Source organism: Kribbella monticola, from assembly GCF_003261635.1.
Taxonomy (GTDB): domain Bacteria; phylum Actinomycetota; class Actinomycetes; order Propionibacteriales; family Kribbellaceae; genus Kribbella; species Kribbella monticola.
The window spans coordinates 238,845-251,161 of record NZ_QFXK01000034.1; the positions used below are offsets into that span (position 1 = coordinate 238,845).

A 12,317-nucleotide genomic window follows, 5' to 3' on the forward strand; every position below is an offset into this window, starting at 1 on the left:
GGCGCCTGCTGACGATGTTCTCGACCGCCATTCTCGGCGTCGGTGTCAGCCTGACCGTTCCACTCGTCACCCGGGCGATCATCGACGGGCCGGTCACCCGCCGCGAGATCAGCCTGCTCCTCCCGCTCGGGCTGCTGGCCCTCGGCCTCAGCATCAGCGAGGTCCTGCTGGTCTGGATGCGCCGGTGGGCCCAGTCCAAGACCGTCAGCGACCTCGAGGCCACCCTGCGGCACGACCTGTACGTCCGGTTGCAAGCGCTCCCGATGGAGTTCCACAGCCGCTGGCAGAGCGGGCAACTGCTCTCCCGGGTTACCTCGGACCTGTCGATCATCCGCCGGTTCATGGGCTTCGGCCTGCTGTTCCTGGTGATCAACATCCTGCAGCTGGTGGTCGTCACCATCTTGCTGCTCCGGCTCTACTGGCCGCTCGGTGTCGTCGTCCTGGTGGCCGCGGCGCCGATCATCATCGTGTCGCTGAAGTTCGAGAAGAAGTACCTGGCGATCTCCCGCCGGGTGCAGGACCAGCAGGGCGACCTGGCCACCCGGATCGAGGAGTCCGCGGTCGGTTTCCGGGTGATCAAGGCCTTCGGCCGTCGTGAGCACGTGAAGAAGCAGTTCGACGACGGCGCGGTGAAGCTCTACGAGACGTCGGTGGACAAGGTCCGGCTGGCGTCGCGGTTCTGGACCTTCCTGGAGGTGATCCCGAACCTGACCCTGGTGATCGTGCTGCTGCTCGGCGCACTCGCCGTCGGCCGGCACTCGATCACGCTGGGCACGCTGGTCGCCTTCATCACGCTGATGCTGTCGCTGATCTGGCCGGTCGAATCGCTCGGCACGATCCTGGCGATGGCCCAGGAGGCGATGACGTCGGCAGACCGGATCAGCGAGATCCTGGACACCGAGTCGACCATCACCGACGGCCCGGACGAACTGGTGAACCCGCGCGGCCACCTGCGGTTCGAGAACGTCAGCTTCCGGTTCTCCCCCGACTCCGACGACGTCCTGCACGACATCAACCTGGACCTGCCACCCGGTACGACGCTGGCCCTCGTCGGCGCGACCGGATCCGGCAAGACCACCCTGACCGCCCTGGTCCCCCGGCTGTACGACGTGACCGGCGGGCGGATCACCATCGACGGCCACGACGTACGCGACCTCACTCTCGCGTCACTCCGCAGCGCGGTGGCGTCGGCGTTCGACGACCCCACGCTGTTCTCCATGAGCGCTCGGGAGAACATCACGCTGGGCCGGCCGGACGCCTCCGAGGAGGACGTGCAGCAGGCGCTGGAGATCGCGCAGGCGACCTTCGCCAACGACCTGCCGTGGGGACTGGACACCCGCGTCGGCGAGCAGGGCATGTCGTTGTCCGGTGGCCAGCGGCAACGACTCGCGCTTGCTCGTGCGGTGCTCGCGCGACCCGCAGTACTGGTGCTCGACGACACGCTGTCCGCGCTGGACGTCCACACCGAGGCCCTGGTCGAGGAGGCGCTGCGCAACGTGCTCGCCGCGACCACCGGCATCGTGGTGGCGCACCGGGCGTCGACGGTGATGCTGGCCGATCAGGTGGCGCTGCTGCAGGACGGCACGATCACCCACGTCGGTACTCATGGCGAACTGCTCGCGACCGTTCCGGCGTACCGGACGCTGCTCGCGGCCGAAGAGGAGGAGGTGCACGCATGACGACGACCCAGCAAACACCTCAGCCGACGGTCGAACAGCAGAACGATTCCTGGCGCGGGTACGCCGAAGAGGGCAACGACGAGTTGTCGAGGGCAACGACTCTCCGCTTGAAGGAACAGTCGCGCAAGCTGCTCGGTGAACTGCTGCGGCCCTACAAGAAGATGATCTGGCTGCTGATCGTCATCGTTGTCGTGGAGAACGCGGCCCGGCTGTCGGTGCCGTACCTGGTCCACCTCGGCATCGACAAGGGCATCCCGCCGATCCTGGCTGGGGAGGGCAGCAAGACCCTCGTCACGATCGTGTTCGTCGTGCTGGCCTCCGCGCTGATCCAGGCCGGCGCCCGGCAGGTGTTCCTGATGCGGTCCGGCCGGCTCGGGCAGACGATCCTGCTCGGCCTGCGGCGACGGGTGTTCGACCACTTCCAGCGGCTCAGCCCGTCGTTCCACGACAAGTACACCTCGGGCCGGGTGATCTCCCGGCTGACCTCGGATGTCGATGTCATCGACGAGATGCTGGAGACCGGCTTCGACGGTCTGGTGACCGCGCTGCTGACTCTGGTCGGTACGGCGGTTCTCCTGCTCACGCTGGACATCAGGCTCGGCCTGCTTGCGCTGTTGTCGTTCCCGGTGCTGTTCCTGTTGACGGCCTGGTTTCGTCGCAGGTCGGCCGTGGTCTACCGGCGGACGCGCGAGGCCGTCGTACTGGTGATCGTGCACTTCGTCGAGTCGATGCAGGGCATCCGCGCGGTACAGGCGTTCCGCCGGGAGCCGCGCAACGAGGAGATCTTCCACGAGGTCAACGACAAGTACCGCGAGGCGAACCTCGAGTCGTTCCGGATCAACGCGATCTTCATGCCGTCGATCAAGGGCGTCGGCAACATCACGATCGTCGCGATCCTCGCGTACGGCGGTTGGCAGGCGTACCACGGTCACGTCACCGTCGGCGTGCTGACCGCGTTCCTGCTCTACCTGCGGCAGTTCTTCGAGCCGCTGCAGGACATCTCGCAGTTCTACAACACCTTCCTGTCCGCGAGTGCCGCGCTGGAGAAGCTGTCCGGCGTACTCAACGAGAAGCCCGACGTCGCCGAACCGCTCGAGCCCGCGCGGCCCGGCAACGCCCGGGGTCACCTCGAACTGCGCAACGTGCAGTTCTCGTACGTCGACGGCGTACCGATCCTGCCCGGGCTCGACCTCGACGTACCGGCCGGGCAGACGCTGGCACTGGTCGGTACGACGGGCGCCGGCAAGACCACGATCGCCAAGCTGGTGTCCAGGTTCTACGACCCGACCGGTGGCCACGTGCTGCTCGACGGTGTCGACCTGCGCGATCTGACCGAGGACGATCTGCGCACCAGGGTCGTGATGGTGACGCAGGAGAACTTCCTGTTCACCGGCACGGTCGCCGACAACATCCGGTTCGGCAAGCCGACGGCCACCATGGACGAGATCGTCGAGGCGGCCAAGGTGATCGGCGCGCACGAGTTCATCACCAAGCTGCCGAATGGCTACGAGACCGCGGTCGAGAAGCGCGGTAACCGGCTGTCCGCGGGGCAGCGTCAGCTGGTCGCGTTCGCCCGGGCGTTCCTGGCGGACCCGGCCGTACTGATCCTGGACGAGGCGACCTCCAGCCTGGACATCCCGAGCGAGCGGCTGATCCAGCGCGCGCTGCGGACCATCCTGGCTGAACGCACCGCCATCGTGATCGCCCACCGCCTGTCCACCGTGGAGACGGCCGACCGGGTGATCGTCCTCGAACACGGCCACATCATCGAGGACGGCTCCCCCGCCGACCTCATCACCACCGGCGGCAACTACGCCGGCCTCCACCAGGCCTGGGAAGAGTCCCTGGCCTGATCCATCCACGACTGGCCCCTCCCGGCAATCGGGAGGGGCCGGTGTCATTTCACGGGATCAGGAGCACCTTGCCTGTTGTGGTGCGGGCTTCGAGTGCGGCGTGGGCTTCGGCTGTGTGGGTCAGGGGGTAGGTGGCGCCGATGCGAAGGCGTAGGCGGCCGGTCGCTAGCCAGTTGAAGACGGCGGAGGTGCGGTCGTGGAGTTCGGTGGGGGTGCTGACGAAATCGCTCAAGGTGGGGCGGGTGATGGTGAGGGAGCCGAGGCGGCCGAGGCGGCTGAGGTCGAAGGGGGGCACTGGTCCGCTGGACTGGCCCAACAATACGAGAGTGCCTCGTTTCTTCAAGCAGGCCAGGGAGTCCTCGAAGGTCGCCTGACCGACACTGTCGTAGACGACTGCTGCGTTGCCGGCGGCAACGGCCGGCAGTTCCTCGTACGGGACTGCCAGGTCGGCGCCTGCCTCAAGCGACAGCACCGCCTTTGCAGTGCTGGAGACAGTGGTGATGACGCGGGCGCCGCAGAGTTTGGCGACCTGGGTGAGAAGCAGCCCGAGGCCGCCCGCGCCGGCATGGATCACCACCACATCTCCGGGCTGGATCGCATACGAGGTGGTGGCCAAGTACTGCGCGGTCAGCCCCTGCAGCAGAATCGCGGCCGCCTCCTGGTCGCTCACCTCGTCGGGTACCGGTAGCACCTTCCAAGCCGGCGCGACCACCTCCTCGGCGTACGAGCCTCGAACGCCTTGCCAGCAAACGCGTTGGCCGACTCGCAGGCCGGTGACGTCGTCCGCGATCTCGGTGACAGTGCCGCTGCCTTCACCACCCGGCACATACGGGAACTCCCGCGGATAAAGGCCGATGCGCTCCTGGACATCGAGATAGTTGACCCCGATCGCCGCGACCTCGATCCGCACCTCGCCGGACGTGAGCGCCCTCGACGGCCGATGGACGATCCTCAAGTCGTCCGGACCATGGACCTCGACCTGCCTCATCGCTGCCCGTGAAACGACTCGACAACGTGCTGAACCCGTTCTGCAGCGGCGAAATCGGCCAGATCAGTGGACGGCCTCCCATCCATGAGCTCGGCGAAGAGCGAGAGCCTGCTGTACTCCGAACCCTCCTCGCCGGCCAGCTCGACCGGCACCCATTCGTAGCCCTCGGCAACGAAAAGCTCGCGCCAGTCGCGAAGCAGGAAAGACCGACGACTACCGCGCAGGATCCACTCGTACGTCGTGGGCCCCGGCGCGCCGGCCGATCCGGTCAGCACCACCGGGACGTCGCCCGCCAGCATCAGCCCGTACGCCGTGGCTTCGCTCGGGCCGTCGCGATGATCGAGCCGCGTCTGCACCACCGAGAGCGGGCCTAGCAGCCGATCGGTCAGGTAGGCGAAGTGTGAGAACACCTCGCGCACGAACCCACCCTGCTCACGTCCGGCCACCCACGTCGCGTCCGCCTGGAACTTCCGCGGCCAGACCGGGAAATGCAACCGGATCTCCACCCCGAGCACGTCACCGACGAGGCCGTCCGCCAGCGCCTGCTCGATGTGGCGGGTGGCGCGTCGATCCGAGAGCGCGAAGTTGACCGCGGTCGGCCGTCCGACCGACGCCGACATCATCGCCTCCGCGTCCGCCGCCGAGATGGCCAACGGCTTCTCGCAGAACACCGCCTTCCCGCCTTCGAGCGCCGGTACTACGAGACCCGCGTGGGTCGCCGGCGGCGTCGCGACATAAACGGCGTCGACGTCTGCCTCGAGCACAGCGGCGGGCGCCGTACTGAAGAGGACGCCCGGGTGCGCCGCCTGCAACCGCGAGACGGTCGCGGAGTCGAGATCGGCGGCGTGCGTGACGGCGTACCGGGGATGGCACAAAGCGACTTCGAGGATGCGGTGGCCCATCGCGCCGAGGCCGACGATGCCGAGCCGGATCGGATCTGTGCTCATGTCTCCATCGTCGGGCGCCAACGATGGTTCAGTCCATCTACAGTTTGTGCATGGATAAGTTAAGTCCGGACTTCATGGACGATCTGCGCCGGCTGCGGGTGCTGCGCGAGTTCCGTGAACGTGGCACGGTGACCGCCACGGCCGAGGCGCTGCACCTGACGCCGTCGGCGGTCTCTCAGCAGCTGTCCGGCCTCTCGCACGATCTCGGCTTTCCGGTCACCCGTCGCAGCGGCCGGCGGATCGTGCTGACGCCCCGCGGCGACGCTCTGCTGAGCCACGCGGACGTGGTCTTCGCGCACCTCGAACACGCGCGCCACGACCTGCAGACCTGGGACGAGGCACTCCGCGGGACGGTCACGATCGGCGCCTTCTCCACAGCGCTCGCCGGTCTCCTACCGACAGCTCTGGAAAGCCTCGCCACCGAGGCGCCCGAATTGGTGGTCAAACTTCGGCAATCTGAACCGCCAGTGCTGTTCGATCAGCTCGACGCGGGCCAGGTCGATCTCGCCATCGCGGTCAGTTTCGACGGCTCACCGACACTCGGTGACCCGCGCTATCACCGGGTCGAACTAGGACCCGATGTGCTGGACGTCGCCGTACCGGCATCCCATCCGCACGCCGCCGATCGCACCATCGACCTGCGCGACCTCGCCTCCGATGCCTGGATCACCGGCAGTCCGAACAGCTGCTGCGCCACCATCACCGCGACGGCCTGCGCCGCTGCCGGCTTCACCCCTGACGTCCGCTATCAGGTGGACGACTGGCTGGCCGTCACCCAACTGGTCGCCCACGGCCACGGCGTCGCCCTCCTCCCCCGCCTCGCCCAACGAGACCTGCCCCCGACCCTCGTACTACGGCCAGTCGCGCGCCAGCAGCCCCGCCGCCACCTCTTCGCCGCTATCCCGGCCGGCGCCCAGGGTTCGCCGCTTCTGCAGAAGATCCTCAGCCACCTGACCCACTGATTCTGTCGGCGCGGCCCGGTAGCTTGGCCGGCATGCTGACCACGCTGGCCATCGAGAACTACCGCTCGCTGCGGCGGCTCGTGCTGCCACTGGGCCGGTTGAACGTGGTGACCGGGGCGAACGGGACCGGCAAATCGAGCTTGTACCGGGCGCTGAGATTGCTGGCGGACGCGTCGCGGAACGGCGCCGTGGCGGCGCTGGCCCGCGAGGGCGGATTGTCGTCGACCTTGTGGGCCGGCCCGGAGAACATCTCGCCGGCCGTCCGCCGGGGCGAGCAACCGTTGCAAGGCACCGTGCGCAGCAAGGCGGTCAGCCTGCGGATGGGGTTCGCCTCCGAGGACTACGGCTACGCGATGGATTTCGGGCTACCGCAGCCGCTGGGCGGCGAGCGCGGCCGGCCCTCGGCGTTCAGCCTCGATCCGGAGATCAAGCGGGAGGCCCTGTGGGCCGGGCCGTTCCTGCGACCCGCGTCGCTGCTGGTCGAGCGCGGTGGCGGTGGGGTGCGGATCCGCGACGGCGACGGCAAGTGGCACGACGGCGGGCACGCATTGCAGCCGTTCGACAGCATGCTGAGCGAGTTCGCCGACCCGGAACGGGCGCCGGAGCTGCTGATGCTGCGGGAGCGGATGCGGTCGTGGCGGTTCTACGACCACCTCCGCACAGACGTCGACGCACCAGCTCGTCAGGTGCAGATCGGCACCCGTACGACGATCCTCGGTCCGGAAGGCGCCGACGTCGCCGCCGCGCTCCAGACCATCCGCGAGATCGGCCCGCAAGGTGCCCTCGACGTCGCGATCGAGCAAGCCTTCCCGGGCAGCAAGGTGGAAATCCGTAACAACGCCGGCCGGTTCGAGATCGCCTTCCACCAACACGGTCTACTCCGACCGCTCTCCGGCGCCGAACTCTCGGACGGCACGCTCAGATATCTGCTGTGGGTGGCCGCTCTGCTGACCCCGCGACCGCCCGCCCTGCTGGTCCTCAACGAACCCGAGACCAGTCTGCACCCGGATCTCCTGCCCGCGTTGGCGAATCTCGTCGCCACCGCCGCGAAGGACACCCAGGTCATCGTGGTCACGCACTCGCGCCCGTTCCTGGCCGCCCTGCAATCCGGGTCCGATCTCGACGTCCGCACGATCGAACTGGTGAAGTCCTTCGGCCAGACCGCCCTCGAAGGCCAGGGCCCGTTGGACGAACCACCCTGGAAGTGGCCGAGCCGCTGATCAGTGCAGGTTCTCGGCCGGGACCTGTTCCTCGGGATCCTTGACGCTTTCGAAGCGTACGAGGATGAGGGCGCCGATGGCGGTGACGATGAACCCGGCGACGGCACCTAGCGTCCAGCCCGAGCGGACCTCGTCGCCGAGGAGGAAGACGCCCACCGCAGCCGGAGTGATGGTCTGCAACGCGATCATCGGCGTCGTCGCGAGCGTGACCGATCCACGCTGGAGAGCAAGCGAGTACAGGACGAAGGCGAGCGCACCGCTGACCGGGAGCGTGTACGTCGTGGGCCCGCTGAGCAAGTCGCTCAGCGAACCGTCCTGAAGCAGCCGGGCCGAGATCGCGACCCCGGCGTACCCGAGACCGGCCAGCAGGCCGAGCAGCGCGGTCGCGATGCCGTGCTTCGAGCGACTCAGCAGCCCACCCAGTACGGCGATGCAGACCAATCCGATGATCAGCCCGATCGTCAGACCATGGTGGCGAGCACTGTCTCCCGCGTCACCGGCCGAGACCGCGAGCAGGCCGAGTCCGACGCAGACGCCGATCACCGCGGACCACTCGACAGCGCTCAACTGATCGCTCATCAACCGGGTGGCCAGCAGCGCGGTGACGACCAGACTCGCCGCGATCCCGGCCTGAGCCAGGTAGAGCGGGAGCAGTCGCAGCGCGACGAAGTGCAAACCGAAGCCGGCCAGGTTGAGCGCCAGCGCACCGAGGAAAGCCGGCTGCCTGAGCAGTGCGCCGACGAAACCGGCCAGCCGGCGCGGGTCGAGTTCCGAACTCGTCGGCACCCGCCGCGAACCGACCGCCTGCAAGATCGCCGCGATGCCGAAGAGCACCGCGGCTCCGAGGGCCGCGCCCAGACCGAGTACCACTCAGACGGCCTTGGTCCGGCGCGGAGACACGAACGTGAGATAGAGGCTGAGCGCCGCGTAGTACACGAGGTACGCGAGCGAGATCGCGATCACGATCGAGTTCGGATTCGGCATCTGGGTCAGCAGTACGGCGTACGCGGCGAGCCAGACCAGCGTGGTCAGCAGGTTCATCGAGCGGAACGCCTTGGTGCGCGAGGGGTAGACGTACTTGACCGGGACGAAGACCAGGATCGAGCAGATCAACAGGATCAGCGCCGTCGCTGTGTGGCCGAGTCCGAGGATGACCACGTAGAACGCGACCACGTTCCAGTAGCTGGGGAAGCCGAGGAAGAAGTGGTCGTCGGTCTTCGCGTCGACCCGGCAGAACTGGTAGCTCGATGCAAGCAACGGCAGCGCCGCGAGCACCGCGCCGTACCAGCCGTGCGGCAGGTAGTTGCCGGTCCACAGCAACACGATCGGCGCGAAGGCGTAGGTCAGGTAGTCGACGATATTGTCGAGCATCGCCCCGTCGAACCACGGGATCGTCTCCTTGACCCGCAGGCGGCGCGCGATCATTCCGTCGGTGCCGTCGATCCACAGCGCGGCCAGGCCGAGCCAGAGCGCCCGGACCGCGTCGCCGTCGATCGCCGCGATCACGATGAGCAGCGCGAGCACCGTTCCGCTCGCTGTGTAGGCATGCAGTGCAAGTCCGGCCAGACGCAACCGCGTCGAGTAGACGAACGGTTCCCGCACCGCGTCGTGTGTGGTCAGGAGGACTCCCAGAACTCGGTCGACGCAAGGCGTCGTGCCAGGTAACAAAAACCGGCCGCCGCCAGCGTCTCACAAGCGGGGTGCTCCTCCTGCCACCACCTGCCGTTGCGTTAGTCGACGGGCTCCAGCACGAACTGCGGGATCTTCCGGCTGGTCTTCTTCTGGTACTCCGCGTAGTCCGGGTACGCGGCTACGGACCGCTTCCACCACAGGTCGTACTCCTCGCCCTCGATCTCACGGGCGACGTACTCCTTGGTGGTGGTGCCGTCCTGCACCAGGACCTTCGGGTCCGCCTTGAGGTTGTTGTACCAGACCGGGTTCTTGGGCGCTCCGCCGAGCGACGCGACCGCGGCGTACACGCCGTCGTGCTCGACGCGCATCACCGGCACCTTGCGGATCTTGCCGGACTTGGCGCCACGCATGGTCATCAGGATGACGCCCATACCGTTGAAGCCGGCGGTCTCGGTGCTGCCGGTCGTCTCGATCTTCTCGACCGTCTCGCGAACCCAATCGGTCGGGCTGGGGGCGTATTCGTTTTCGGTTGACATGTCACCGATCGTAGCGGGTGACATGTCCCCGAAATGTCCGTGGCCGGTGGCCGCTCAGGCGTCGACCGGCTCCAGCACGAAGACCGGGATCAGACGGTCGGTCTTGGTCTGGTAGTTGGCGTAGTCGGGCCAGGCCTCGACCGCGCGGTCCCACCAGAGCTCGCGCTCGGCGCCCTCGAGTTCGCGGGCCACGAAGTCGCGGGTGACGTCGCCGTCCATCAGCTGAACCTTGGGCTCGGCCTTCACGTTGAAGTACCAGACCGGGTGCTTCGGCGCTCCGCCGAGCGACGCGACCACGGCGTACCGGCCGTCGTGCTCGACGCGCATCAGCGGGGTCTTGCGGATCTTGCCGGTCTTGGCGCCGCGCGTGGTCAGCAGGATGACACCCTTGCCGTGCTCGATGACCGCGGTCGTTCCGGCCTTCTCGATCTGCTCCACCATGTCGCGCACGAAGGGCGTCGGACTGGGGGCGTATTCCGTTTCGGTTGACATGTCACCAGCATAGGTTGACATGTCACCACGCAAAAGCCGACGCGCGGTCAGGCGACCTGATGGGTGGCTCGCGCGCGGGCTACCCGGGCCGCGCGTTCGCGCTCCATGCGGCGGCGGGGGTCGAGGTGGTCAGGGAGGGTTGCGGGGCCGGCGACGTGCAGCAGGAGCCAGGTCAGGCGCCAGCGGAAACGGTACGCGAGGCTGAGGCCGGCGTTCTTGTCGGACATGAGGTCTCCCCTGGTGCTTGGTGTGGCAATTGTTTGTACGCCAATTGATAGCATACGGGCATGGCTGAGAATTCCGAAGAGGTCGATCTGCTCGCGCTGGACCGTCAGGTCTGCTTCGCGCTGGCGGTGGCGTCCCGCAGCGTGATCGCGCTGTACCGGCCGCTGCTCGAGCCGATGGGGCTGACCCATCCGCAGTACCTCGTGATGCTCGCCTTGTGGGAGGAGTCACCGCTGTCGGTGAAACAACTCAGCGGACTGCTCCAACTCGACCCCGGCACGCTGTCCCCACTCCTGAAGCGGCTGGAGTCGGCCGGCTACCTCACCCGCCAGCGCGATCCGCGCGACGAACGCTCGCTGGCCGTCCGCCTCACCGACTCCGGTCAGGCACTCCGCACCGAGGCCCTGAAAATTCCGCCGGCCATCATCGCCCGGCTGGGCATGTCCCTGAGCGAGCTCGAGTCTCTGCACAAGAACCTGACCCGAGTGATCGCGGCGGCGTCGACCGAGACGAGCCCGCCTCAGCGGTAGGAATGCGTTCCTACCGCTGCTATTGTTTGAGACATGACGGCGCGAAAGCTGTCGATCTCGGTGCCGCCCGAGGTCGAGGAAACGATCAAGGCGGCGGCAGCCGAAGAGGGCAAGCCCGTGTCCGCCTGGCTGGCCGAGGCTGCCGTGGAGAAGGCTCAGGCCGCGGCCGCTCACGCTGCAGGTCGCGTTGCCGCGAAGGAACTGATTGCGGAGTACGAGAAGGACAACGGTGCTCTTCCTGAGGAGTCCCGTCGACGCGCGCGTCAATTCATGATGGACGCGGGCTTGCTCGACGACGACAACTGGCAGACGGCCGGCTAGTGCGTTCGATCGTGTACGACGCCGGCGCGTTGGTCGCAGCCGAGCGTCGCTCCCCCGACCTGCTCGCCCTGCACGACGAGTTGACCGCTGCGCACATCCGCCCCCTGGTGCCGGTCGTCGTACTCGCCCAGGTTTGGCGCGGTGGACCGCAACATCAGATCTCCCGGCTGCTCAAGGGCTGCGACATACTGCCCGACGACCAGCGGATCGGTCGCGCTGCCGGTGTCGTCTGCAAGTCCTCAGGTACTTCCGATGTGGTGGACGCGATCGTCGTTGTCGCGGCCGTGCAACACCAGGCGGCGGTCGTCACCAGCGATCCTGGCGACCTGGCCCACCTGGCTTCGTCGATCGGCGTCAAGCTTCAACTTTTCACCGTTTGACCGGGTTCCGTACTAGCCGCCACATTCGGCGAGTTGGGCGGCGGTGGCGATCTTGCCTTCGATCCAGCGGCGGCGGAGGAAGTGCGCCTTGAGGAGGCGATGGATGCCGTCGAGGACGACCAGGCGGCCGCGGTAGGCGACCAGGTGGATCGGGAAGTCGAGATCGGCGTTCATCACGCGCTCGTAGTGGGCGCGGAAGTTCATCGGGGTGGCGGCGACCTGGTTCGGGGTGACCTTGAAGCGTTCGCCGTTCAGTTGCCACAGTGGCAGGTCGAGCATCCAGAGCAGGTCGGCGACCTCCACCGGCTCCACCTTCACGTCCAGAGCGAGGAGTTTGCCCAACTGCCAGCGGGTCGGCGGGAACACCTCGCGCATCGACTCCGGTGTCATCGCCAGCAACTCGTCGAAGGAAACGTCCGGCGCATCCTCGTCCGCCGCGTCCACCCCATCAATCGCCACGACCGAGCACGCTACGCCACCCCCAGCTCGAAACAGCGTCCTGGGACGTCAGGTGGAGTGGAGGGCGTGGCCCCGAGCGGTGCGCTGGGAAGT

15 protein-coding genes are annotated in these 12,317 nt (G+C 67.4%); 7 read left to right on the forward strand and 8 right to left on the reverse strand.

Annotated features, from left to right (window positions below; translation table 11 throughout):
• The first annotated feature begins 14 nt into the window (after positions 1–14).
• Together DIZ26_RS25720 and DIZ26_RS25725 are read left to right on the forward strand one after the other, a co-directional pair.
• Positions 15–1,679: an ABC transporter ATP-binding protein gene (locus tag DIZ26_RS25720; protein ID WP_232828594.1), complete on the forward strand. Its 1,665-nt coding sequence runs from the start codon at positions 15–17 to the stop codon at positions 1,677–1,679.
• Positions 1,676–3,532, forward strand: coding sequence for an ABC transporter ATP-binding protein (locus DIZ26_RS25725; RefSeq protein WP_112245921.1), 1,857 nt, complete (start codon positions 1,676–1,678; stop codon positions 3,530–3,532). Before DIZ26_RS25720 ends, DIZ26_RS25725 begins: the two co-directional genes overlap by 4 nt.
• Before the next feature lie 49 nt (positions 3,533–3,581).
• Here DIZ26_RS25725 and DIZ26_RS25730 read toward each other — a convergent pair whose 3' ends face one another.
• Together DIZ26_RS25730 and DIZ26_RS25735 are read right to left on the reverse strand one after the other, a co-directional pair.
• Positions 3,582–4,520 carry a quinone oxidoreductase family protein gene (locus tag DIZ26_RS25730; protein ID WP_112245924.1) on the reverse strand — a complete coding sequence of 313 codons (939 nt, stop codon included), beginning with the start codon at positions 4,518–4,520 and terminating at the stop codon, positions 3,582–3,584.
• Entirely contained in the window at positions 4,517–5,467 is a 951-nt protein-coding gene (locus DIZ26_RS25735; RefSeq protein WP_112245927.1) for a Gfo/Idh/MocA family protein, read from the reverse strand. Before DIZ26_RS25735 ends, DIZ26_RS25730 begins: the two co-directional genes overlap by 4 nt.
• 50 nt (positions 5,468–5,517) lie before the next feature.
• Between DIZ26_RS25735 and DIZ26_RS25740 the strand changes: the two genes are divergently transcribed.
• A complete protein-coding gene (locus DIZ26_RS25740; protein WP_232828595.1) occupies positions 5,518–6,429 on the forward strand; it encodes a LysR family transcriptional regulator in 912 nt (303 codons plus the stop codon).
• A 32-nt stretch (positions 6,430–6,461) separates the two neighbouring features.
• On the forward strand, positions 6,462–7,649 hold the full coding sequence (locus DIZ26_RS25745; RefSeq protein WP_112245933.1) for an AAA family ATPase: 1,188 nt from the start codon (positions 6,462–6,464) through the stop codon (positions 7,647–7,649).
• Here the strand turns inward: DIZ26_RS25745 and DIZ26_RS25750 are convergent, their stop codons facing one another.
• From DIZ26_RS25750 to DIZ26_RS25770, 5 genes are all read right to left on the reverse strand, one after another.
• Complete coding sequence (locus tag DIZ26_RS25750; RefSeq protein ID WP_112245936.1) at positions 7,650–8,519, reverse strand: hypothetical protein; 870 nt, start codon at positions 8,517–8,519, stop codon at positions 7,650–7,652.
• Positions 8,520–9,251 carry a CDP-alcohol phosphatidyltransferase family protein gene (locus DIZ26_RS25755; RefSeq protein ID WP_112245939.1) on the reverse strand — a complete coding sequence of 244 codons (732 nt, stop codon included), beginning with the start codon at positions 9,249–9,251 and terminating at the stop codon, positions 8,520–8,522.
• Positions 9,252–9,379: 128 nt separating this feature from the next.
• On the reverse strand, positions 9,380–9,817 hold the full coding sequence (locus tag DIZ26_RS25760; RefSeq protein WP_112245942.1) for a nitroreductase family deazaflavin-dependent oxidoreductase: 438 nt from the start codon (positions 9,815–9,817) through the stop codon (positions 9,380–9,382).
• 54 nt (positions 9,818–9,871) lie between these two features.
• Positions 9,872–10,309, reverse strand: a complete 438-nt coding sequence (locus DIZ26_RS25765) for a nitroreductase family deazaflavin-dependent oxidoreductase (protein WP_112245944.1) — start codon at positions 10,307–10,309, stop codon at positions 9,872–9,874.
• Between the two features lie 47 nt (positions 10,310–10,356).
• Complete coding sequence (locus DIZ26_RS25770; RefSeq protein WP_112245947.1) at positions 10,357–10,536, reverse strand: hypothetical protein; 180 nt, start codon at positions 10,534–10,536, stop codon at positions 10,357–10,359.
• Positions 10,537–10,596: 60 nt separating this feature from the next.
• Between DIZ26_RS25770 and DIZ26_RS25775 the strand changes: the two genes are divergently transcribed.
• Genes DIZ26_RS25775 through DIZ26_RS25785 form a run of 3 tightly spaced genes read left to right on the forward strand, consistent with a single transcriptional unit; the run spans position 10,597 to position 11,765 of the window.
• Positions 10,597–11,064, forward strand: a complete 468-nt coding sequence (locus DIZ26_RS25775) for a MarR family winged helix-turn-helix transcriptional regulator (RefSeq protein WP_112245950.1) — start codon at positions 10,597–10,599, stop codon at positions 11,062–11,064.
• A gap of 33 nt (positions 11,065–11,097) precedes the next feature.
• Entirely contained in the window at positions 11,098–11,385 is a 288-nt protein-coding gene (locus DIZ26_RS25780) for a type II toxin -antitoxin system TacA 1-like antitoxin (protein ID WP_112245953.1), read from the forward strand.
• On the forward strand, positions 11,385–11,765 hold the full coding sequence (locus DIZ26_RS25785; RefSeq protein ID WP_112245956.1) for a PIN domain-containing protein: 381 nt from the start codon (positions 11,385–11,387) through the stop codon (positions 11,763–11,765). Before DIZ26_RS25780 ends, DIZ26_RS25785 begins: the two co-directional genes overlap by 1 nt.
• Before the next feature lie 12 nt (positions 11,766–11,777).
• On the opposite strand, the gene DIZ26_RS25790 is transcribed toward DIZ26_RS25785, so the two are convergent.
• Positions 11,778–12,224, reverse strand: coding sequence for a hypothetical protein (locus DIZ26_RS25790; protein ID WP_232828596.1), 447 nt, complete (start codon positions 12,222–12,224; stop codon positions 11,778–11,780).
• Between the last annotated feature and the right edge of the window lie 93 nt (positions 12,225–12,317).